The organism is Thermodesulfomicrobium sp. WS, from assembly GCF_027925145.1.
Lineage (GTDB): Bacteria > Desulfobacterota > Desulfovibrionia > Desulfovibrionales > Desulfomicrobiaceae > Thermodesulfomicrobium.
Map to the genome: position 1 here is coordinate 1,826,231 of NZ_AP027130.1, position 20,564 is coordinate 1,846,794.

Genomic DNA, 20,564 nt, shown 5'->3' on the forward strand with positions numbered 1-20,564 from the left:
CTCCCCCCGGGCCGCTGTCTTGTGCCTGTCCGCGTCCGCTCCTCGTGCAGGCAACACGATCCTCCCGAATCAAGCCGAGCCATTGGCTTTGAAACACTCTTTTTCTAAGACATCCTCAAGGCACATGGGTACAGGCTCCCCTCGGATAGCGCTCCACGCCTGATGCACGGACTCCACGGAATCGAGCAAGGCTGCCACCACTCGCGGATCATACCAGGTTCCGGAAAGACTTCGAATTTCCCGCAAAGCCGCATCAAAATCCATGGGTTCTTTGTAGGGCCGTCCTTGAAGCATTGCCGAAAGGCTGTCCGCTACTGCCAGTATGCGTGCCCCTAAAGGAATGGTCCGGCCACGGAGCCCCTGAGGATAGCCTGAGCCGTCATAGCGCTCGTGATGGAAACGGACCATGTCCGCTACTCCTCCTGGCAAACGGAAAATCTCCACAGGCTCCAAAATGCTGGCCCCAACCTCCGCATGGGTACGCATGACAGCCATTTCAGTCGGAGTCAGGGGACCAGGCTTCCGGAGGATATGGTCTGGAATGCGAATCTTGCCGATATCATGAAGATGCCCAGCGATGTGCACCATCTCGGCCCAACGGGGAGAAAGGCCCATGCGCAACGCCAAGATGTGTCCTATGGCAGCGACTTCTTCGGAATGGGTATAGGTGCCCGGGTCCCTAGCGTCCACAGCCCGCCCCAATGCCTCGGCAATTTGATGTATGGTGAGGGTGGAGCAAGCTACGGGGTCTGGTTTACTCCCCTCCGATATCAAATCCATGAACAACATTTCCTCCTTGCGTTTTTGCTTGATACAATGCGCGATCACACTGCGACAGAATTTCAAGTAAACAACTCGCTAACCCAAGACGTGTAGATATTACCCCTACAGAAACAGTGCACTTATACACATTTTCTGAAGCAAAACGATCTGCAATACGGCGGCATGCATCGCAAGCATCCACAAGACTCGTGTTACGAAAAATCACACCGAACTCATCTCCTCCCAAACGAAATGGATAGTCCACCTCTGAGCGCACCCCTTCATAAAGAATACGTCCAAAGGTCTTCAACACGGCGTCTCCTTCCAGATGCCCATAGGTGTCGTTGACCGCCTTGAAACGATCAAAATCCATGAGGGCAAGAGCAATGGAGTCTCCCCGACACATGGCCTCGTGGAAGACAGCCTCGAGGCCACGACGATTCCCCAATCCCGTGAGCGCATCGCGAAAACTCATGGAGTGCATCTCTTGGGCACGCCGAGAAAGGGTGCAGATATCGACACGAATGCGGCGCGCCAACCAATTCATATTCCGCAAAAGTCGAACCATCTCGTCTTCGTCGGAACGCTCCTCGCCTACGGGGAAGACGACGTCATAATCCCCGAGCCGCATGCGAGCCAAGGCCTGGTTGATTCGCCGGATATCGGCCAGAAAGACCCAATGGGCATAGACTCGTGACACAGGTACCAAAAAGGCCAAATATACGGCCACCAAGCCTGCCCCCATCCCAGAAACATTGGACACGAGGCCCATCTCCGCTGCCAACAGAAGCCCCACCCAAGGAAGTAAAAAAAAGAACACCACAAAGACAGCTGAGCGGCCAATAACCCCAACATGTCCCCTCATGCTTGTGTGCAGACCTCCTCAGCCTCAATCTTTTTCTGGTGCTGAGACTGGGGGACGCATTCCTCACGCCCCTTCCGACCTTCCACCCAGCGGCGACTTCCGAGCACCCCTGCCCCCCGCTGCGATGCCTTGCGCATCCACTGATCCAAACGTGTTTCCCAACTCAGCATAAATCTACCTCTGTGAGAATTTTCTTGATACTGGAAATGCTGACATTAGGCACAAAACGGATAGGAACGCCGTGTTTCCGGCAAAACTTCTTGGCTGCCAGACAAGCCCCATGGGAATTGCAACGCAGGCAGCACAAGACGCAGCGCGAACGCCGCACCGCCTCTTCCAAACGCCGGCAGCCCGATGTCATATGCCCCGGATGGTAGAAACACGAAAAACCGCGCTCCTCCAGACATTGGCGCAGCGTCCCTGCCATTCCTTCAACCCGCCTAACACCATAATTCTAGGGACGCCGGCAGGCTTACACTCATTATTATTAATTTTATTGTTTTTTTTCATGAAACACCTCATTTTTTGAAAAAAATAAAATTAGCCTCACCTAACAATTTTTTTCTAATCAAACGAAAAAACAACTGTCAATACCCTGGCAATGGTTTCACAATATCAAATTTTTCCCCAGTCCTGGTAGGGGTCCCCTTCGGACCGAGGAGCCTCCCTCAAGAAGAACTCTCGTAAATCTCGTGCTGGATCAAAGCCATGTCCGGATCGATCAAAAAGTCTGCTCCGAAACTGGGCGTTAATCTTCTGTTACCGGGCAATACCAATGACATCCCATGAAGACTCAGGATGGCGTATTCATTTAAAGGAGAAGGACGCGCGGCGAGTTTTTGTGGTCGAGCAGGCAGCGGTCGAAATATTCGCGGTTCGGAAGGCGGGCGAGGCGCATGGAGATCCCCCGACATCTGCGTGCTCCAGCATCCCCATCGGCTCCAAACGGACGGAGACCGTTTCCGGTCATTCCAAAAAATATACTTGATTCCAAATAGTTAAATTTCGATGTCCCCATAAAGACACCCAAAAGACATTTCCCCTTGACAAATATCTGCGCCATGGCCACTCAAAAGCCGTGCGCACAGTGTTGGAAGGGACGCCTTCCTCGGTGTGTCGACCACCACTCAAAACCCGAAGCCAACAGGCGACGAGAGGCGTGTTGAGAGGGAAACGTGCAACGAGGACATCAACCCTAAGGAGGCACGTTGATCACCACAAAGCAAACCATCTCTCTGGTGTTTTGAGGCCCAGACCGTCTTCAAACCCTTGTCTCCTTCCTGAACTTCCCGGGGCGGCATCTTCCGCCCCGCTTCTTTTTGGGCTTTTGGGAGCACGCCTTGCCAGAGGTCATGTCTTTCACTAGATCCCTTTCGAAGTTCAAGGAGGTCGCATGCCCCATCCCCTGCCCACGCCCGAGGAAATGCGCCGCTGGGATCAGCTCACCATAGAGGAATTCGGACTCTCCGGGGCCGTCCTCATGGAGAACGCCAGCCGTGCGGCCTTAGCTGCTCTGGAGGCCCACGCCGGTCCCGTGCGGGGAAAAAGGGTGGTGGTCTTTGCCGGGGCCGGCAACAACGCGGGCGACGGCTTTGCCTTGGCACGGCATCTCATCAATCTCGGGGCGCAAGTGCTCGTGCTCCATGCCAAGCCCCTGGAAAGCTATACCGCAGACGCGGGCTACCATCTCCAACTGCTGCGGCGCATGGACGCCGCCCTGGAATATCTCCCGGAATACGAAGCCGATTTTCTCCACGGTGCCCACATCGTGGTGGACGCCCTGCTTGGCACCGGATTTCAAGGCCCACTGCGCCCTGAGTACAGCCGCTGGATCGCGACCATCAACCGCTTGGGGCAGCGGGCCCTGGTCCTGGCCTTGGACATCCCCTCGGGCCTGTGCGGCCATACCGGCGAGCCCCAGCCTGTGGCGGTCCAGGCAACCGTCACCATAACCTTCGAAGAACCCAAGCTGGGACTCGTACTGCCGCCAGCCCAGCCCTTTGTCGGCACCTTGGAGGTGGGCAAGATCGGTATCCCCCGGCACATCAAGGAAGCGCACCCCACGACGCACATCGCCCTCGGACCCGAGGTATGGGAGCACGTCCCAACCCCCACCGCCGCCATGCACAAAGGCATCGCCGGGCACGTGCTCGTGGTGGGAGGAAGCCCCGGCCTTACCGGCGCCCCGCTGCTGGCCGCCCGTGCCGCCTACCGCGCCGGCGCAGGGCTGGTCACCTGGGCGGCGCCGGAAGGGCTCCTTTCCCAAGGCGCTCCGTTTCCCGAGACCATGACCATGAGCCTCGGGCCCGCGTGGGGACGCGAGGCGGCCACGCGGCTCCACGACAACGCCCACCGCTTTGACAGCGTCATTCTGGGACCGGGGCTTGGCCGCAGTGCCGAGGCTGCGGCCCTGGTGGCCGCGTACCTCAAGGCACCGCATCCGCGTCTGGTGCTCGATGCCGACGCCCTCTTCCACCTGGCGCAAGACCGAAGCCTCCTGGAGTGCATCCCCCAAGACGCCGTCCTGACCCCGCACCCCGGCGAAATGGCACGCCTTCTCGCCACCAGCGCCGAGGCCATCAATGCCAAGCGCCTGGAACATGCCCGCGCCTGGGTGACCGCACATCCGAGCCACCTGGTGCTCAAGGGCGCAGGCACCATCGTGGCAAGCCCCAACGCCCCCATGGCCGTCTCCCCCTGGTGCGCGCCCAACCTCGCCGTTGCCGGATCCGGCGACGTGCTGGCCGGAGTGCTCGGTGCCCTGCTCGCCTGGGGTGTTCCTCCGCATCAGGCCGCCTGCGCTGCAGTCTATTGGCACGGGAAAGCCGGCGATGCCCTGCGTCACCATTTTCCCTTCCGGGGCAATACCCCGCTGGATATTGCCGAAACCCTTCCCCATGTGCGCAAGGAGTAACCCATGTCCACTGCCCGCGACATCATGACCACCCGCGTGGTCACCCTCTCCCCAGACACCGACATCACCGCCGCCGCCCGGCTGCTCCTCGATCACGACATCAACGGCGCGCCCGTAGTGGACCAAGACGGCGCCATCGTCGGCATCCTCACCCAAAGCGACCTCGTGCGCCTCCAAAAGAAACTGCCGGTGCCATCGCTCTTCACGGTCCTCGACGGTTTCCTCCCCCTGGGCTCCCTTGCCCAGTACGAGCAGGAAGTGCGGCGCATCGCCGCGGCCACGGTGGCAGACGCCATGACCACGCACGTGACCACCATCACCCCGGACACCCCACTGGAAAAGGTGGCCAGTCTCATGGTGGACAAGAAGTTCCATACCTTGCCGGTAGTGGAAAACGGCCGCCTCGTGGGCATTGTAGGGAAAAAGGACATCATCCAAACCCTGCTTCGGCCATGACCTTCCACCTTCCGGATCTTCAGGCCACCTGCCGCCTGGGGCACGCCCTGGCCCAAGCCATCTGTACCCACGGCCCGGTGGCGCTGCTTCTCGACGGGCCGCTGGGCGCCGGCAAGACCACCCTCACCCGGGCCTTGGTGGAAGCGCTCCCCGGCGGCCACGAAGCCGAGGTGGCAAGCCCCAGCTTCAACCTCATGAACCGCTACCCCACCCGGCCCGAGACCGTGCACATCGATCTCTACCGGGAGTCGGGCGGCATGCTGGGTGAAGAGTTGGAAGACATCCTGGACGATCCCACGATCCTCGCGGTGGTGGAATGGGCAAAACGCCTGCCGCACCCCGTGGAACCCGCGGTGCACGTAACCTGGCAGGAATCCTCCCCCAAGGGGCGTGTGGTCACCCTTGACGGCCAAGGCGAACGCGGCCGTCGCATTGTGGAGGCCGTGCACACCTTTCTTGCGGAGGCCCCCGCATGACCCAGCGCCCACTTGCCGAAGCCATGCGGCCCCAAACCCTGGAAGACTTCATCGGCCAAGGCCACTTCCGGGACCGGCTCCAGGCGCTGCTCACCGCCCCGAAGCTCCCCAGCCTGCTCCTTTTTGGCCCCCCGGGGTGCGGCAAATCCACCGTGGCCCTGCTCCTTGCCCAAGGTACGGGCCGCCCCTTCGTGCGCCTCTCCGCCCCGGAGGTGGGGCTCACGTCCCTGCGCAAGCACCTCACCGGCAAGGAGATCCTCATCCTTGACGAGCTCCACCGCTATTCCAAGGCGCAGCAGGACTTCTTTCTGCCCCTCATCGAAAGCGGCGAGCTCACCCTCATTGCCACCACCACGGAAAACCCGTCCTTCAGCGTCACCAAGCAGCTCCTCTCCCGCCTGCACGTGCTGCGGCTGCGGCCCTTGTCCTCGGCCGAGCTCACCGCCGTGGCCCAGCGCGCCCTCGCCCGCCTCGGAGAATCCTTGAGCCAGCCCAGTATCGAGCTTTTGGTGTCCGCCAGTCACGGAGATGCCCGCACCCTCCTCAACCTGCTGGAGTTCACCCTCTCCCTGCCGGCGGCGGACCGCGAGGTGGAGCGCCTCAAAACCCGCCTGCCCGAAGTCATCCTGCGCGGGGACCGCGACGGCGATTCCCACTACGAACTCGCCTCGGCGCTCATCAAATCCATCCGCGGCTCAGACCCGGACGCAGCGCTCTACTACCTGGCGTGTCTCTTGGAGTCCGGCGAAGACCCCCGCTTCGTCACCCGCCGCCTCATCCTCTCCGCCTCGGAGGACGTGGGGCTGGGCGACCCCATGGCCCTGCCTCTGGCCGTGGCCTGCGACCACGCCGTGGAACAGGTGGGCATGCCCGAAGGATTCATCCCCATGGCGGAAACCGTGGTCTATCTCGCCCTGGCGCCCAAAAACAACGCCACCTACGCCGCCTACCGCGCCGCCCAAAAGGAAGTGCGCGCCAATGGCCCGCGGCCGGTGCCGCTGCATTTGCGCAACGCCGCCACCGCCTTGCAGCGCGAATGGGGATACGGCCACGGCTACAAATACCCCCACGACTATCCAGACGGCTGGATCGAGCAGGAGTACCTGCCTGCGGATCTCTCAGGCCGCAACTTCTACCGTCCCAAGGGCATCGGCCACGAAGAGCGGCTGATCTCCTGGCTGCGCAAAGTCCGCCAACGCCGCGTGCGCCCAGCACCAGGCAGCGGCAAAAACACCCCCTAGGGCCGCACCGGTCGCGGCAGCCCCGCTGCGGCGCACCACGCCAAGGCCCGAATGCTCCATCGCCTGCGCGGGCCGGCAATTTCCATAAAAAAAGGCGGGCGAAGACGCCCGCCGTACCGTTTTTCCATGCTAAAGACATGGCGCGCCCGGGAGGATTCGAACCCCCGACCAAGAGCTTAGAAGGCTCCTGCTCTGTCCACCTGAGCTACGGGCGCGCAAGGGAGCTTCGTTTATGCAGCCCCGCCCTTGGCCGTCAAGGCTCTGGACGGCGAGCATCATAGCAGAGGAAGCCCAACGCGGTCTTCTTGAGGAAATCGAGAAACTTCGGACCTCCCCTGCCCCTTGGCGGCCCTCCCCTTGGCAGGGGGCCTGCCTGCCGCTAGAGTGCGGCGCGGAGGTCATCATGGCGCCGCTGCGACAATTTCTCAAAACCAACATCCTGGCAGGCTTTTTCACTCTCCTGCCGGCAGTCATCACCATCTGGTTCATCCGCCTGGTGCTCGACTGGATCGACAAGGTCTTCCTGCTCCTTCCCCGCCCCTGGCGGCCGGAACATTGGCTGCCCTTTCCCGTGCCAGGCCTTGGCCTGGTCATCCTCCTTCCCGCGCTCATCCTCACGGGCTTTCTCGTGCGCCACTACGTAGGGCGGCAAGTGGTGCGGCTGTGGGACGAATTCATCACCCGTGTCCCCCTGGCCAACAAGGTGTACTTTGCCGTCAAGCAGCTCGTGGACACCTTGGTGCACGGCCCGGCCAAAGACTTCCAACGGGTGGTCCTCGTGGAGTACCCAAGGCGGGGCGTCTACGCCGTGGCCTTCGTCACCGGCGTGGCCAGCGGCGAAGTCCAGGACAAGACCCAGGAGCAGGTGCTCAACGTCTTCCTGCCCACCACCCCCAACCCCACCTCAGGGTTTCTGCTGCTCATCCCCGAGACCGACATCATCCCCCTATCCATGAGCGTGGAAGACGCCTTCAAGCTCATCATGAGCGGCGGTATCGTCACCCCGCCGCACCGCAATGGACCGCCGTCTTCCCCTTGACGAACCGGCGCACCCTGAAGGACCACGGCGGCGCACGCACCGTGCCCCCATTTCACTTCAAGGAGCGTCCATGAAACCCACTGTCTATTTCATCGAAGGAGACGGCATCGGCCCGGAAGTCTGGAAGGCGGCGCGGCCGGTCATCGACCGCGCCGTGGAACTGAGCTACACCGACGGCCGGGCCCTGGACTGGCAGGAGCTCTTGGCAGGCAAAAAGGCCTACGCCGCTACGGGCTCCTACCTGCCGGAAGCGACCCTGGAAACCCTCAAGCAGGCGAGCCTCGCCATGAAAGGCCCGCTGGAGACGCCGGTGGGCGGCGGGTTTCGCAGCCTCAACGTCACCTTGCGCCAGACCTTGGATCTCTACGCCTGCATCCGCCCCATCCGCTATTTCCCCGGCATCGAAAGCCCGGTGAAACACCCCGAGCGCGTCAACATGGTGGTCTTTCGGGAAAACACCGAGGACGTCTACGCCGGCATCGAATGGCCCGCAGGCAGCCCGGAGGCCAGCCGCCTCATCGCCTTTGTGCGCGACGAGCTCGGCCGCAGCGTGGACCCGGCAAGCGGCATCGGCATCAAGCCCATGACCGAGCACGGCAGCAAGCGTTTGGTGCGCCGCGCCATCCGCTTTGCCCTGGACCAAGGGCGCACCAGCGTCACCCTGGTGCACAAGGGCAATATCATGAAGTACACCGAAGGGGCCTTTCGGGCCTGGGGCTACGAAGTGGCGGCCCAGGAGTTCGCCGGCCAGGTGGCGCCTGAAGGCCAGGAGACCTGTCCGCCTGCAGCGGTGACCATCAAGGACCGCATCGCCGACGCCATGTTCCAAGAGGTCCTCATCCGGCCCGAGGCCTACGACGTCATCGCCACCACCAACCTCAACGGTGACTACCTCTCCGACGCCCTGGCCGCCCAGGTGGGAGGCCTTGGCCTCGCCCCAGGGGTCAACATGAGCGACACCCTCGCCTTCTTCGAGCCCACCCACGGCACCGCGCCCTCCATTGCGGGCAAAGACCTGGCCAACCCGGGAAGCCTGGTGCTCTCCGGGGCCCTGCTCTTGGAACACCTCGGCTGGAAAGCAGCGGCAGAGCGCATCCACCGCGCGGTGGAGCGGGTCATTGCCCAGCGCACCGTCACGGTGGATCTCGCAACACAGATGCCGGGCGCCCAGCAGGTAGGCTGCGCCGCTTTTGGCGAACGGCTGCTTGCGGCGTTGGAAGCATAGCCGACCATCGGCGCGGGGGCATTTTCCCCCGCACCGTGTCACCGCCCCACGAGAGCACGAATCCCTCGCCCGGCCCCAACGCCCGGAAAGGCATCTTTGCCGAAAGATGGCCTGGAAGATAGCCTTGTCAAGCCGCTGGGGCCGGGCTATAGGGCCTCGTCTTTTCCACATCCACACAGCAAGGAAGGTTATGGCCAAGGAAGAAAGCATCGAATTGGAAGGCGTGGTGGAAGAAGCCATGCCCAACGCCATGTTTCGGGTCCGCCTCGACAATGGACACCGGGTACTCGGGCATATTTCGGGAAAAATGCGCAAATTCTACATCCGCATCCTGCCTGGGGACCGGGTGAAAGTGGAACTCTCGCCGTATGACCTCACCCGCGGACGGATCACCTACCGCTTCAAGTAAGCCACGCGCCCTGTGCGTCTGCGGCCCGGCCTAAGCTGCAGCACGGAATGCGCCATGGCGGAAATCGACCTTCACACCCACTCCACGGCCTCTGACGGGACGTTGTCCCCCTCGGCGCTCGTGCAGCACGCCGAGGCCATCGGTCTCAAGGCCATGGCCCTGACCGACCACGACACCGTGGCCGGCCTCGACGAAGCCGCTCAAGCGGCCACACGCCTGGAATTCATTCGCGGCTGCGAACTGAGCGTGCATTTTCCCCAGGGGAGCATGCACATCCTCGGGTTGTGGCTGCCGCGGCGCATGCAGCAACTGCCTGCCTTGCTCCATGACCTGGCCCGTAAACGCGCCCAGCGCAACGAGCGTATCCTGGAAAACCTTCGGCGCCATGGAGTCGCCATTGACGACGCGGAGCTCCAGGCATGTGCCGCCGGCGGGGTGGTGGGCCGCCCCCATGTGGCGCGACTTCTGGTGGAAAAAGGCCATGCCGCAAGCATCCACGAGGCCTTTCACCTGTGGCTGCGGCCTGGAACCCCAGGATATGCGCCCAAGGCCAAGCTCCTTCCCCACCAGGCCATCTCCGCCCTCAAGGCCGAAGGGGCCACGGTCATCCTGGCGCATCCCTCCACCCTGAACCTCGATCCCGAACCCCTGGAGACGCTCCTGGGCGAGCTCAAGGCCGCAGGTCTCGACGGCGTCGAAGTCTACTATCCCCTGCACACCCCGGCGCAAACCCGACTCTTTGCCGAGCTCTGCCGCCGGTTGGACCTCCTTGAGAGCGCCGGCTCCGACTTTCATGGAGACAACAAACCCTCCATTGCGCTCGGCAGGGGCAAAGACGGGCTCCACGGCCCCTACGCCTTGGTGGAGCGCATGAAGGCCGTGCGGGCCCGCATGGGGCTCCCCGTGGAGGCGTGATGGAACTTTTGGTCCCGGCAGGCAGCCCTCCCAAGGCCGAAGCTGCCCTGCGCTTCGGCGCCCACGCCCTGTACCTGGGTGGCCCGGATTTGAACTTACGCCAAAGCGCCCACGGTTTTTCCCTCCCGGAGCTGCGTGCCGTGGTGACCCTGGCCCACCGCCATGGGGCGCGGGTGTACTACGCCCTCAACATCCTGGCCCAGGAACACCACCTTCCGGCCATAATCCAGCGCCTCGAAGACCTGGCCGATACCGGCATCGACGCCCTCATCGTCGCTGATCCCGGGGTCCTCGCCCAAGCACGGCGCCTGCTTCCCCACATCCCGGTGCACGTCTCCACCCAGGCCAATACCAGCAATTCCTGGAGTGTGCGCTTCTGGCAAGACCACGGGGCCCGGCGCGTCAATCTGGCCCGGGAGCTCTCGGCCGCGCGCCTGCGGGCCGTGCGCCGCGCCTGCCCGGACATGGAGCTCGAAGTCTTCGTGCACGGGGCCATGTGCATGGCCATCTCCGGCCAATGCCTGCTGTCCGCTTACCTCCTGGAACGCTCCGGCAACCTTGGCGCCTGCGCCCATCCCTGCCGCTACGACTATCAAGCCCATCCACTGGCAGCCATTGCCCTCGAAGAGCGCTTCCGCCCTGAAGAGCGACTGTGGGAGCTCCACGAACACGGCGAATTTTCCCAGATTCTCGCCAGCGAGGACCTTTGCCTCCTCCACGCCCTGCCGTGGTTTGCCCGCCACGGCATCCACGCCCTCAAGATCGAAGGCCGCACCAAGAGTCTGGGTTACGTGACTACGGTGACCGACATCTATGCCACCGCCCTGCGCGACCTCGCTGCCGGCTCCTTCCGTCCCAAACGCTACTGGCCGGAGCTGGCGCGCATTGCCGGCCGTCCCATGGCCACAGGCTTTTTCGCCCCGCGCCGCCGCTGCCTGCCGCTGCCGCCTGCGCCGCTGGCCGCAGCCGCCTTGCGGGTGGAAGAAGTCCTTGGTCCAGGCTGTTTTCGCGTGGCGGTGCTCCTCCGCCTTGAAGCCGGCACCCCGCTGGAGCTCGTCCTGCCAGGGCTCCGGCGCCCGCGCATCACCGACTATGGCCTGGAAAACGAAGCCGGCGACCGCCTGACCACCGTGCACGGAGGCACCACGGTCCTGTTGCGCTGCGCACATCCGGAAATCACCCGCGGGGCCATCCTGCGGCCTGCATAACCACCATGCGTATCGCCATCGTCCAAACCCAACCGGCTCCTGGCGGCTACCCCGACAACCTGGCGGCCATGGCGCGCGCCGGGGCCCACGCTGCAGAGATGGGGGCAGCGCTCGTCCTGTTCCCCGAGCTCGCCGACTTCGGCTACGACCTTGCCGCGGCCGCCAGCTGCGCCCGCGACCTCTGGCCGCGCACCGCAGAGGCCCTTGGCCGCCTGGCGTACACCCACCGCCTCATCGTCGTCTGCGGCGTGGCCCTGCCCACCGCCCACGGCCTCACCAATGCCCTTGCCGTATGGGACAAGGGCGGCGCACTGCGGGGCTCCTTTGCCAAGATGCATCTCTTCCGCACCCCCAAGGTGGACGAAACCGCGGTGTTCCTCCCAGGATCGACTCCTGTGGCCATCCAAGCAGGGGACATCCGCCTGGGTCTGGCCGTCTGCTTCGACCTCCGCTTCCCGGAACTTTTTCGCATCTACCGCGATGCAGGCTGCCACGGCGCCCTCGTGGCCGCAGCCTGGCCGCGCAAACGCCGCCACATCTGGCAGGCCCTGCTCCTTGCCCGGGCCGCAGAAAACGGCATGGCCATTCTCGGGGCCAACCATACCGGAGACGCCCCCTTTCCCCTGGCCGGCTTCTCGGCCGCCGTGTCGGTAAACGCCGAACTCGAAGCACTCGGAGAGGCTCCGGACATCCTGGTAGCGCAGGTCTCCCCCGCAACGGCCCACCTCGACCCCACGCCCTGCCGCCGCAAAGACCTCTACGGGGCGCCGCCGTCCCTGTGTCATGTACTCGAGCTTTGACGAAGGCCGCCAACAGCGCTACCCATCCGCACAAATCTCAACGCCCAACCTTTGCAACCCAGGAGAATCGCATGATCGTCAAGAACTGGATGACCAAGAACCCCATCACCGTAGACCCGGAAACCTCCATGATGCGTGCCTCCAAAATCATGAAGGAGCACAGCATCCGCCGCCTGCCCGTGGTGGATGGCGGCAAACTCGTGGGGATCGTCAGTGACCGGGACATCAAGGAGGCCTCCCCCTCCAAGGCCACCACCCTCGACGTGCACGAGCTCTATTATCTGCTCTCGGAAGTGAAGATCCGGGATATCATGACCAAAAACCCCATCACCGTGAACGAAAACGAGACCATCCTCAAATGCGCCGCCATCATGCAGGAAAAGAAGATCTCCGGGCTGCCGGTGCTCGACGATGCCGGCGCCCTGGTGGGTATCGTCTCGGAGACCGAGGTGTACAAGGTGCTGCTCAGCATCACCGGCGTGCACCACGGCGGCATCCAATTTGGCGTGCTGCTTCGGGACGAACGGGGCACCCTCAAAGAGGTGCTCGACGTCCTCCGGTCCCACAAAGCCCGCGTCATCTCCATCCTGACGTCCTACGACAACGTGGAGGCCGGATACCGCAACGTCTACATCCGCATCCATGACATGGAAAAGGCCGTGCTCAACGAGCTCAAGGCGGAACTGGAAAAACAGTACACCCTGAGCTTCTGGGTGCGCGACAACATCAAACCGCTTGTCTAACGAAAGCGCCATGCAGGACAGCTATCCCATCAAGGACACCTTCGAGCATATCGTCACCACATTCCACAACGCGCTGAACACAGACTATGTGGTGGGGATGCTCGTGGCCACAGCCATCATCGCCTTTATTCTTGGCCGGATGAGCAAATAGGCCCGTCTTCCGGCCCGTCCTCCAACCACGGACAAAACTGTCGGGCCGACGCCGAAAACCGCTGCGGCGTCGGCCCGCAGCAAGACGCGGAGTGCAACGCGAGCGGCGCGTGCACGGTAAGGCCAGGGCCGCCGTTTTTGACGGCGCGAAGCAGCACCAAACGGGCAGGGGTTCCGGGACGGGAGACGACGGGCACAAGCTCCTTGGGTCGCAGCCGCTCGCGCAGGCAGCCCGCGAGGAGCTCATCGAGACGTTCGGCCAGGAACACGAACCAGCACCCACCCCGGTTACGCACACTCCACGAGGCAGCGCGGAGAAAATCCGCCAGCGTGGCCCCGGATTCAAACCGGGCCGCGCGCCGCATGGGGTGGGGACTCACCTTCCCCGTACCTGGGCAGCGGTACGGAGGGTTCCCGAGCACGAAGTCCACGCTTTCGGGGGCAAGGGGCAGACGGCGCACATCCGCCCGCAGGACGTGCAGCCGCTGCGCCGCACCCAAGCGGGCGGCATTGGCCGCGGCGCAGGCGCACAGTTCCGCATCCTGCTCCACGGCCAGCATGCGCACGTGCGGGGCGCGCACCAGCACCCCCAGTCCCACCACGCCGCAGCCAGCGCCCAAATCCAAGCCGACCCGGCCCCTGGGCCGCGCAAAGGCGGCCAAGAGCAGGGCGTCGAGAGAAAACCGGTACCCCGCCGCAGGCTGCAGCAGGCCACGGGGAAAGGTCATATCACGAGCGGGCAGGAACGATCCGCCGCAGCCGCTCCAGGGCCTCGTCCACGGTCTCGGGGCTGCCAAAGGCGGAGAACCGGGCATAGCCCTCGCCACACGCGCCAAAGCCCACGCCCGGCGTGCACACGACCCCTGCCTGGGTCAGCAGCATGTCGAAGAACGCCCAGGAATCCATGCCGCATTCCACCCACACGTACGGGGAGTTGTCCCCGCCCACGCAAAAATACCCGAGTTCTTCAAAACACGCGCGGATGCGGGCGGCATTGGCCAAATAGCCGTCGATGAGGGCCTGGCATTGGGCGCGGCCCTCGGGGGTGAACACCGCGGCAGCAGCCTTTTGGACAGGATACGAGACCCCGTTGAACTTGGTGGTGTGGCGGCGATGCCATAGGGCATGCAGGCTCTGAGAGGTACCGTCGGCGCTATAGCCCACGCACTCCTTGGGGATCACCGTGTAAGCCAGACGCGTACCGGTAAACCCGGCAGTCTTGGAGAGGGAGCGGAACTCGATGGCCACCTTGCGGGCGCCGGGGATCTCAAAGATGGAATGGGGGATCTCCGGATCGCGGATAAAGGCCTCGTAGGCCGCATCATAGAGGATGAGGGCCTGGTGCTCCTGGGCCCAGTCCACCCAGCGCGAAAGGGCCTCGCGGGTGATGATGGCGCCGGTAGGGTTGTTGGGATAGCACAGATATACCAAGTCCACCGGGACACTCGGCAAATCCGGCACAAAACCATTGGCCTTGGTGCCCTCCAAATACACGAGGCCCGCATAGCGGCCCGCAGCAAAGGCGCCGGTGCGGCCTGCCATGACGTTGGTGTCCACGTACACCGGATACACCGGATCCGGCACCGCCACGCGGATATCTTGGGCAAAGAGCTCCTGGATGTTGCCGGTATCGCACTTGGCCCCGTCGCTCACGAAGATCTCGTCGGCCTCCACCTGGGCGCCGCGGGACTGAAAATCTTCCCGGGCAATGGCCTCGCGCAAAAAGGCGTAGCCCTGCTCCGGGCCATAGCCGCGGAAGGTCTCGGCCCGGGCCATCTCCTCCACCCCTTCGTGGAAGGCGGTGATAATCGCCGGCGGCAAGGGCTGGGTGACGTCGCCGATCCCCAGGCGCAGGATGCGGGTGTGGGGATTGGCCTCAGCGTAGGCCGCCACCCGGCGGGCGATATCGGCAAACAGATAGGATGCCGTCAGCTTGCGGTAGTGTTCGTTGATACGGATCATGCTTTCCTCGCGGGTTGACAGTATACGGAGAGCGCCTTCGTTAGCGGGAAGCGCCGCGGCCTTCAAGAAGCAAGGCCAGCCGGGGGAAACGCCGCGCCAAGGCGCTGGCCACGAGCATGGCCTCCGGGGCGCCCAAGCGCAGGGCAAAGAGTCCGTAAGCCGCCACCCACACCGGGATGGTGGCCAGAGACCACGCCCCCCAGGACCACAAGGCCCGGCACCCCAGGGCGATCCCCAGACTCAAGGCGGCGTAGCCAATCCACAGGCGCCCTCCCTCCATCCAAGGGCCCAAGTGCCGGCGCAGACCCAAGCCCAACTGGAACACGTTGGCCCAGGCGGACACCGACGAGGCCAGCGCCAGGCCCACGGCCCCCCACACCTGCATGGCCGCAAACCCCGTGGCCACATACACCCCAAGACAGATGACCGCCACGCGCACCGGGGTGCGGGTGTCCTCCAGGGCGTAGTAGGCGGCCACCAAGGAACGCACACACGAAAAGGCCGGCAACCCCACCGCGTAGGCCACGAGAGCGAGGCTCGTGGTATGGATGCCTGCTGCCGTGAAACGGCCATGGCCGAAGAGGGTCTCCACCAAAGGCAGGGCCAGGCCCGCCAAGCCCGCAGCAGCAGGCAGGTTCACAAACATGGTCAGTCCCAGGGCCTGACGCAGTACCGCCACAAAACGCGGCCGGTCTTCCCTCCGGGCAAGACCGGAAAGGGACGGCAAGGCCACCACCCCCACGGCCACGCCCACGACACCCAAGGGAAATTGGAAGAGGCGGTCCGCATAGTACAGGCTGGAAACCGAGCCTTCCGGCAGAAACGAGGCCATACCTGTGCCGATGAGGATATTGAGCTGGTACACGGCCGAGCCGAGCACGGTAGGCAGCATCAAGCGTCCGATGCGCCGCACCCCGGGCCCCAGCGGGTCCACCGGACCTCTCCAGGAAAACCCCAGCCGCCACAAGACCGGCTGCTGCGCCAGCCACTGGCATACCCCGGCAGCGAGCACCCCCCAGGCCAAAAACCAGGCCACATCGCCATGCACGGCCAAGGCCAAGAGGCTCGCCGCGATCAAACAGATATTGAGCAGGCACGGCGCCAGGGCAGGCACGAGAAAATGCCCGCAGGCATTGAGGATCCCCATGCAGAGGGCCACGCTGGAGATGCAGAGGATATACGGAAAACACACGGCCACGAGCTCGGCCGTGCGCTCAAAAAGCTCGGGCCGGGTGGCGGCGAACCCCGAGGCCACGAGCATGGTGGCGGTCTGCGGGGCAAGCAGGACTCCCAGCGTGATGAGACCAAGGATCCCCAAAAGCCACAGTTGCACGGAGCGGGCCACCGTAAAGGCCGCCTGCACCCCGGACTCGCTGCGCACTTTGACGAAGGTGGGTACGAAGGCCATGGCCAAAGAGCCCTCGGCAAAAAGGCTGCGCAGCAGGTTGGGGAGCCGGAAGGCGACGAAAAAGGCATCGGCCATGCCCGAAACCCCCAAGGCGTAGGCCATGATGACATCGCGCAGAAATCCGAGCCCTCGGCTCACCAAAGTGGCCCCAGCCACCACCGAGGCGTTTTTCGCCAAGCGCTGCATGCAGTCCTCCTCCTCAAGAAATCCAGGCGTTGACGCCTACGCTCCTTGGCTGGCATTGCCAATGGAGAAATCTGCCCCTCCGAAGGAGTCTTGCCATGGACAAACACGTGCTCCTCACCGTCAGCGACGACACCAGCTGTCTGTGCAGCCTGCGCTTTGCCTGCGGGTATTTCCAAAACACCCATGCATTGCATATCACGCTGCTCTATGTGGCCCCCAACCCCCGCGCCGGTCTCACTCAAGCCGACATCATGGCAGATTACCACCTGCTCTCCCGTCGGGAGGCATCCATCCGCCAGCAAGCCGAAGAGGCGGTTGCGCGCGCGGCGGATTTTCTCGTGGGCAAAGGATTCCCCGAAGCAAATATCCATAAAAAAATCAGCTATAAGCAGTTCGGCACCGCCACGGATATCATCCAAGAAGGCATGGCCGGCATCTACGACGCCATCGGCCTGGGTCGGCGCGGCATCTCCCGTCTGGAAGAGCTCCTCTCGGAGAGTGTGAGCAAACAGGTCTTCGTCACCCCTCTGGACATCCCTCTATGGATAAGCCGCAGCACGGAAAAACCCCTGCCCCACGCCCTGCTCTGCACGGACGGTTCCCCGGCGAGCCTGCGCTGCGCAGACCACATGGCCTACATGCTGCGCGACGAACCCCAGCACCAGATTTCCGTGGCCTACATCGACCGGGGGGCGAACCTCGATCAGGTGCGCCACGTCTTCGCCCAAGCGCGGGACATCCTCACCCAAGGGGGGATCGCGGCGGAGCGCATCCACGACGTGATCCTCGATGGCGACGATCCCGCAGAGACCATCCTGCGCCACACCCAAGAGGTCCCCTACGGGGTGGTGGGCATCGGGCGCACCGGCAAGGGCGAAACCCATAGTCTCCACCTGCTCGGCTCGGTCAGCATGCGGCTTTTCCGAAAGCTCGACTGGGCAACCCTCTGGATCTGCCACTAGGAGAAGATCGCGCCGCCCTGGGCGGCATCGCTATTCCGGAACACCCAGAAACATCTTCCCTCAACCCCCTTTTTCCGTTACGGCCCCGCGCGGTTTGTAACGTTGTCGCAACAATCAGGGGGGAGCATGTATCTTTCCGTCATCGTCAATACCCTGGGGGGACTCGCGATTTTCGTCCTGGGGATGAAATTCATGACCGAAGGGCTGCAGATGTCCGCCGGCAACCGTATCCGCAATATCCTGCGTGCGGTGTCTTCCAACCGCATTTTGGGCTGCCTCACCGGGACGGTGGTCACGGCGATCATCCAGTCGTCGTCAGCCACCACGGTGATGGTCATCGGCTTTGTCACCGCAGGGCTCATGACCTTGGAACAGGCCGTAGGCGTCATCATCGGCGCCAATATCGGCACCACCATGACCGCCCAGCTCATTGCCTTCAAGTTTGAGGCACTGGCGCTGCCGGCCATCGCCATCGGCGTGCCCATGAAATTTTTCGCCACCCGCAAAAAATATCGATATGCTGGCGAAATTATCGCGGGATTTGGTCTGCTCTTCTTCGGCCTCTCACTCATGGGCGATGGGCTCAAGCCCCTGCGTACCGACCCCGCAGTGGTGGAGTTCTTCACCAAGTTCGACCCAGCCCATACCGGCGGCCTTATACTCTGCGTCCTCACCGGCGCGGTGGTGACCATGATCGTGCAGTCCTCCTCCGCCACCGTAGGTCTCACCATGACCCTCGCCACCCAGGGGCTCATCAGTTTGCCCGCAGCCATCGCCCTGGTGCTTGGCGAGAACATCGGCACCACGATCACGGCCCAGCTTGCCACCATCGGCTCCGGCAACGTGAACAGCTACCGCGCCGCCAACGCCCACACCTTGTTCAACGTCCTGGGCGTCATCCTGGTCACCGCCATCTTTCCCTGGTTTTTGCAGGCAGTGGATTGGGTGACGATCACCCTCATGCATGCCCCTGCCAACACCATGGTGGACGGGGCCTATCCGCATGCAGGCCGCTTCGTGGCCAATGCCCATACCCTGTTCAATGTCCTCAACGCAGTGATCTTTCTGACCTTCTTCCCGATTCTCATCAAGGTGACCCTCGCCCTCTCACCCAAAGACAAAGAGGCTGGAGATCCGCTCTTCCGCATGCCCCAATTCGACCAACGCACCCTAGACAACCCCGTTGCCGCCATGGCGCAGGTACGCGGCGAGATTTCCCACATGGCGGAAGTGGTCCGAGCGGCCTACTGCAATGCCATCGAAAGCATCATGCAGCACGACCACAAAAACATCCGCAAGTGGCAGCGCTTTGAGCGCCATATCGACGAAATGCACAAGACCCTCATGCTCGTGCTCACCCAGATCATGCAAAGTGAGATCAACGAGGAGGCATCGCAAGAGATCTCGGAGCAGATCCGCATCATCAACAACCTGGAGCGTATCGGGGATGCGGTGGAGATCATCGCCATGCTGGGCGAAGACATCATGGACAAAGACATCCCCATGTCCCCCCAATCCTGGGAGGACCTCCAGACCATGCGCGAAAAGGTGGGCCAATTCCTGGACCTCATCCGCCAGGGGCTGCGCACCCCGCCGGCCAATTTCCTGGAGGAGGCGGAAATCCTGGAGGCATCCATTGACGCCCTGCGGGAGAATATCCGCTGTGCCTACATCGAGCGTCTCAAAAACGCCCAATGCTCCGTGGAGGGCGGCACCATCTTCATGAACATGATCACCCGCATGGAGAAAATCGGCGACTGCTGCTTTACCATCGCCCGGGCTGTCACCCGGCAGGTCTAGCGCCCTGGACGAACAATACCCAAAAGGCGGGAGCCAGTCCCGCCTTTTGGGTATGCTTCCTGCAAAATCGGCGATTACTGATAGAGCTTGTCGGCGCGTCGGCGCACTGCCTCTGGAATCTCAAGCCCCATGGCCTTGGCGGCCTTGAGATTCACATGCAAAATGAGCGCGTCCTGCCGCTCCACCGGAATTTCTCCCGGCGCCACGCCATCGACGAGGATACGACGCAGCATGCGGGCGGTCTGCTTGCCGTGGAGGTAGTAGTCGAAGGCCACCGCCGCCGCCGTGCCCCGGGCAACGGAGTCCACATCCGCGGAAAACACCGGGATCTTGGCCTCGGTCCCTACCTTGATGACCGACTCCAGGGTCGAGACCACCGTATTGTCCGTGGGGATATACATGGCGTCCACCTGCCCCACCAAGGACTTGGCCGCCTGATAGACATCGGCGGACTTGGTCACCCCGGCTTCCACCACTCTCCATCCCAGACGCTCGGCCTCGGCGCGCACGGCGTCCACCGTGGCGCGGGAGTTGGCCTCTCCGGTGCTGTAGATCACGCCCAAGCGGGTAAGCTTCGGCAGGCATTCCCGCACCAGGGCCAAATGCTTGTCCACCGGCAGCTTGTCGGAAACGCCGGTGATGTTCTTCCCAGGCCGCGCCAAGTCCTCCACCAACCCCGCCGCCACCGGATCGGTGATGGCCGTGAACACCAGCGGCACCCGGGCGAGCACCGGGGACTTCTTCACCGCCTGCGCGCAGGCCTGGGCCGACGGCGTGGCAATAGCCAGGACCAGATCAGGTTCTTCGCCGGCGATCTGGCCGGCGATCTGCACCGCGGTGGCCATGTTGCCCTGGGCGTTGTGCACCGCAAACTTGGCCACCACGCCCTGCTCCTGCAATCCATCCTGGACCCCGCGCAGCACGGCATCCAGCGAGGGATGCTCCACAAACTGATTGACGGAAATGCGGTAGGTCTGCGCCGAGGCCGACGAGACCAGCATCAGGGCCCACAGAATACTCCACCAAAAGTATCGCATCACTCC

General features: G+C 63.2%; 20 protein-coding genes and 1 tRNA gene. 14 read left to right on the forward strand and 7 right to left on the reverse strand.

Going from position 1 to position 20,564, the window contains the following annotated elements; genetic code table 11:
- Positions 1-69: 69 nt before the first annotated feature.
- Positions 70-780, reverse strand: coding sequence for an HD domain-containing phosphohydrolase (locus QMF81_RS08825; RefSeq protein ID WP_281750437.1), 711 nt, complete (start codon positions 778-780; stop codon positions 70-72).
- A complete protein-coding gene (locus tag QMF81_RS08830; RefSeq protein WP_281750438.1) occupies positions 755-1,627 on the reverse strand; it encodes a sensor domain-containing diguanylate cyclase in 873 nt (290 codons plus the stop codon). The genes QMF81_RS08825 and QMF81_RS08830 overlap by 26 nt, the downstream gene beginning before the upstream one ends.
- A gap of 1,393 nt (positions 1,628-3,020) precedes the next feature.
- Between QMF81_RS08830 and QMF81_RS08835 the strand changes: the two genes are divergently transcribed.
- Genes QMF81_RS08835 through QMF81_RS08850 form a run of 4 tightly spaced genes read left to right on the forward strand, consistent with a single transcriptional unit; the run spans position 3,021 to position 6,714 of the window.
- Positions 3,021-4,541, forward strand: coding sequence for an NAD(P)H-hydrate dehydratase (locus QMF81_RS08835; protein ID WP_281750439.1), 1,521 nt, complete (start codon positions 3,021-3,023; stop codon positions 4,539-4,541).
- Between the two features lie 3 nt (positions 4,542-4,544).
- A complete protein-coding gene (locus QMF81_RS08840) occupies positions 4,545-4,997 on the forward strand; it encodes a CBS domain-containing protein (protein ID WP_281750440.1) in 453 nt (150 codons plus the stop codon).
- Entirely contained in the window at positions 4,994-5,473 is a 480-nt protein-coding gene (gene tsaE / locus QMF81_RS08845) for a tRNA (adenosine(37)-N6)-threonylcarbamoyltransferase complex ATPase subunit type 1 TsaE (protein ID WP_281750441.1), read from the forward strand. Before QMF81_RS08840 ends, tsaE begins: the two co-directional genes overlap by 4 nt.
- Positions 5,470-6,714, forward strand: coding sequence for a replication-associated recombination protein A (locus QMF81_RS08850; protein WP_281750442.1), 1,245 nt, complete (start codon positions 5,470-5,472; stop codon positions 6,712-6,714). The genes tsaE and QMF81_RS08850 overlap by 4 nt, the downstream gene beginning before the upstream one ends.
- Positions 6,715-6,852: 138 nt before the next feature.
- On the opposite strand, the gene QMF81_RS08855 is transcribed toward QMF81_RS08850, so the two are convergent.
- Positions 6,853-6,929 (reverse strand) — tRNA-Arg (locus QMF81_RS08855).
- 188 nt (positions 6,930-7,117) lie between these two features.
- On the opposite strand from QMF81_RS08855, the gene QMF81_RS08860 reads away from it, so the two are divergent.
- The 8 genes from QMF81_RS08860 to QMF81_RS08895 all read left to right on the forward strand — a co-directional run bounded on the left by QMF81_RS08860 (position 7,118) and on the right by QMF81_RS08895 (position 13,204).
- Positions 7,118-7,753, forward strand: a complete 636-nt coding sequence (locus QMF81_RS08860; protein WP_281750443.1) for a DUF502 domain-containing protein — start codon at positions 7,118-7,120, stop codon at positions 7,751-7,753.
- Positions 7,754-7,823: 70 nt separating this feature from the next.
- Positions 7,824-8,978: an NADP-dependent isocitrate dehydrogenase gene (gene icd / locus QMF81_RS08865; protein ID WP_281750444.1), complete on the forward strand. Its 1,155-nt coding sequence runs from the start codon at positions 7,824-7,826 to the stop codon at positions 8,976-8,978.
- Positions 8,979-9,168: 190 nt separating this feature from the next.
- On the forward strand, positions 9,169-9,387 hold the full coding sequence (infA, locus tag QMF81_RS08870; protein ID WP_281750445.1) for a translation initiation factor IF-1: 219 nt from the start codon (positions 9,169-9,171) through the stop codon (positions 9,385-9,387).
- A gap of 54 nt (positions 9,388-9,441) precedes the next feature.
- Complete coding sequence (locus QMF81_RS08875; protein ID WP_281750446.1) at positions 9,442-10,302, forward strand: PHP domain-containing protein; 861 nt, start codon at positions 9,442-9,444, stop codon at positions 10,300-10,302.
- Positions 10,302-11,510, forward strand: a complete 1,209-nt coding sequence (locus tag QMF81_RS08880; protein ID WP_281750447.1) for a peptidase U32 family protein — start codon at positions 10,302-10,304, stop codon at positions 11,508-11,510. Before QMF81_RS08875 ends, QMF81_RS08880 begins: the two co-directional genes overlap by 1 nt.
- 5 nt (positions 11,511-11,515) lie before the next feature.
- On the forward strand, positions 11,516-12,310 hold the full coding sequence (locus tag QMF81_RS08885; RefSeq protein WP_281750448.1) for a carbon-nitrogen hydrolase family protein: 795 nt from the start codon (positions 11,516-11,518) through the stop codon (positions 12,308-12,310).
- Between the two features lie 71 nt (positions 12,311-12,381).
- On the forward strand, positions 12,382-13,053 hold the full coding sequence (locus QMF81_RS08890) for a CBS and ACT domain-containing protein (RefSeq protein WP_281750449.1): 672 nt from the start codon (positions 12,382-12,384) through the stop codon (positions 13,051-13,053).
- A 10-nt stretch (positions 13,054-13,063) separates the two neighbouring features.
- Positions 13,064-13,204: a hypothetical protein gene (locus QMF81_RS08895; protein ID WP_281750450.1), complete on the forward strand. Its 141-nt coding sequence runs from the start codon at positions 13,064-13,066 to the stop codon at positions 13,202-13,204.
- On the opposite strand, the gene QMF81_RS08900 is transcribed toward QMF81_RS08895, so the two are convergent.
- From QMF81_RS08900 to murJ, 3 genes are read right to left on the reverse strand one after another with little or no spacing between them, the layout of a single operon-like run.
- Positions 13,179-13,931 carry a methyltransferase gene (locus tag QMF81_RS08900; protein ID WP_281750451.1) on the reverse strand — a complete coding sequence of 251 codons (753 nt, stop codon included), beginning with the start codon at positions 13,929-13,931 and terminating at the stop codon, positions 13,179-13,181. The two genes, QMF81_RS08895 and QMF81_RS08900, sit on opposite strands and share 26 nt — an antisense overlap.
- A 1-nt stretch (position 13,932) precedes the next feature.
- Positions 13,933-15,165, reverse strand: coding sequence for an LL-diaminopimelate aminotransferase (locus tag QMF81_RS08905; RefSeq protein WP_281750452.1), 1,233 nt, complete (start codon positions 15,163-15,165; stop codon positions 13,933-13,935).
- 40 nt (positions 15,166-15,205) lie between these two features.
- Positions 15,206-16,759 (reverse strand): murein biosynthesis integral membrane protein MurJ, encoded by a 1,554-nt coding sequence (gene murJ / locus QMF81_RS08910; RefSeq protein ID WP_281750453.1) that lies wholly within the window; start codon positions 16,757-16,759, stop codon positions 15,206-15,208.
- Between the two features lie 95 nt (positions 16,760-16,854).
- Between murJ and QMF81_RS08915 the strand changes: the two genes are divergently transcribed.
- Positions 16,855-17,721, forward strand: coding sequence for a universal stress protein (locus QMF81_RS08915; RefSeq protein WP_281750454.1), 867 nt, complete (start codon positions 16,855-16,857; stop codon positions 17,719-17,721).
- Positions 17,722-17,847: 126 nt separating this feature from the next.
- Complete coding sequence (locus QMF81_RS08920; RefSeq protein ID WP_281750455.1) at positions 17,848-19,521, forward strand: Na/Pi cotransporter family protein; 1,674 nt, start codon at positions 17,848-17,850, stop codon at positions 19,519-19,521.
- Between the two features lie 74 nt (positions 19,522-19,595).
- Here QMF81_RS08920 and QMF81_RS08925 read toward each other — a convergent pair whose 3' ends face one another.
- Positions 19,596-20,558, reverse strand: a complete 963-nt coding sequence (locus tag QMF81_RS08925; protein ID WP_281750456.1) for an ABC transporter substrate-binding protein — start codon at positions 20,556-20,558, stop codon at positions 19,596-19,598.
- Positions 20,559-20,564 lie beyond the last annotated feature (6 nt).

Bases quoted from the DNA above. Each gene is read 5' to 3' on its own strand.
- QMF81_RS08875 (WP_281750446.1), top strand. From the start codon at position 9,442: ATGGCGGAAATCGACCTTCACACCCACTCCACGGCCTCTGACGGGACG.
- QMF81_RS08840 (WP_281750440.1), top strand. From the start codon at position 4,545: ATGTCCACTGCCCGCGACATCATGACCACCCGCGTGGTCACCCTCTCC.
- murJ (WP_281750453.1), bottom strand. From the start codon at position 16,759: ATGCAGCGCTTGGCGAAAAACGCCTCGGTGGTGGCTGGGGCCACTTTG.
- QMF81_RS08915 (WP_281750454.1), top strand. From the start codon at position 16,855: ATGGACAAACACGTGCTCCTCACCGTCAGCGACGACACCAGCTGTCTG.
- icd (WP_281750444.1), top strand. From the start codon at position 7,824: ATGAAACCCACTGTCTATTTCATCGAAGGAGACGGCATCGGCCCGGAA.
- QMF81_RS08860 (WP_281750443.1), top strand. From the start codon at position 7,118: ATGGCGCCGCTGCGACAATTTCTCAAAACCAACATCCTGGCAGGCTTT.
- QMF81_RS08920 (WP_281750455.1), top strand. From the start codon at position 17,848: ATGTATCTTTCCGTCATCGTCAATACCCTGGGGGGACTCGCGATTTTC.
- QMF81_RS08825 (WP_281750437.1), bottom strand. From the start codon at position 780: ATGGATTTGATATCGGAGGGGAGTAAACCAGACCCCGTAGCTTGCTCC.
- infA (WP_281750445.1), top strand. From the start codon at position 9,169: ATGGCCAAGGAAGAAAGCATCGAATTGGAAGGCGTGGTGGAAGAAGCC.
- QMF81_RS08895 (WP_281750450.1), top strand. From the start codon at position 13,064: ATGCAGGACAGCTATCCCATCAAGGACACCTTCGAGCATATCGTCACC.
- QMF81_RS08880 (WP_281750447.1), top strand. From the start codon at position 10,302: ATGGAACTTTTGGTCCCGGCAGGCAGCCCTCCCAAGGCCGAAGCTGCC.
- QMF81_RS08900 (WP_281750451.1), bottom strand. From the start codon at position 13,931: ATGACCTTTCCCCGTGGCCTGCTGCAGCCTGCGGCGGGGTACCGGTTT.
- tsaE (WP_281750441.1), top strand. From the start codon at position 4,994: ATGACCTTCCACCTTCCGGATCTTCAGGCCACCTGCCGCCTGGGGCAC.
- QMF81_RS08885 (WP_281750448.1), top strand. From the start codon at position 11,516: ATGCGTATCGCCATCGTCCAAACCCAACCGGCTCCTGGCGGCTACCCC.
- QMF81_RS08850 (WP_281750442.1), top strand. From the start codon at position 5,470: ATGACCCAGCGCCCACTTGCCGAAGCCATGCGGCCCCAAACCCTGGAA.
- QMF81_RS08925 (WP_281750456.1), bottom strand. From the start codon at position 20,558: ATGCGATACTTTTGGTGGAGTATTCTGTGGGCCCTGATGCTGGTCTCG.
- QMF81_RS08890 (WP_281750449.1), top strand. From the start codon at position 12,382: ATGATCGTCAAGAACTGGATGACCAAGAACCCCATCACCGTAGACCCG.
- QMF81_RS08905 (WP_281750452.1), bottom strand. From the start codon at position 15,165: ATGATCCGTATCAACGAACACTACCGCAAGCTGACGGCATCCTATCTG.
- QMF81_RS08830 (WP_281750438.1), bottom strand. From the start codon at position 1,627: ATGAGGGGACATGTTGGGGTTATTGGCCGCTCAGCTGTCTTTGTGGTG.
- QMF81_RS08835 (WP_281750439.1), top strand. From the start codon at position 3,021: ATGCCCCATCCCCTGCCCACGCCCGAGGAAATGCGCCGCTGGGATCAG.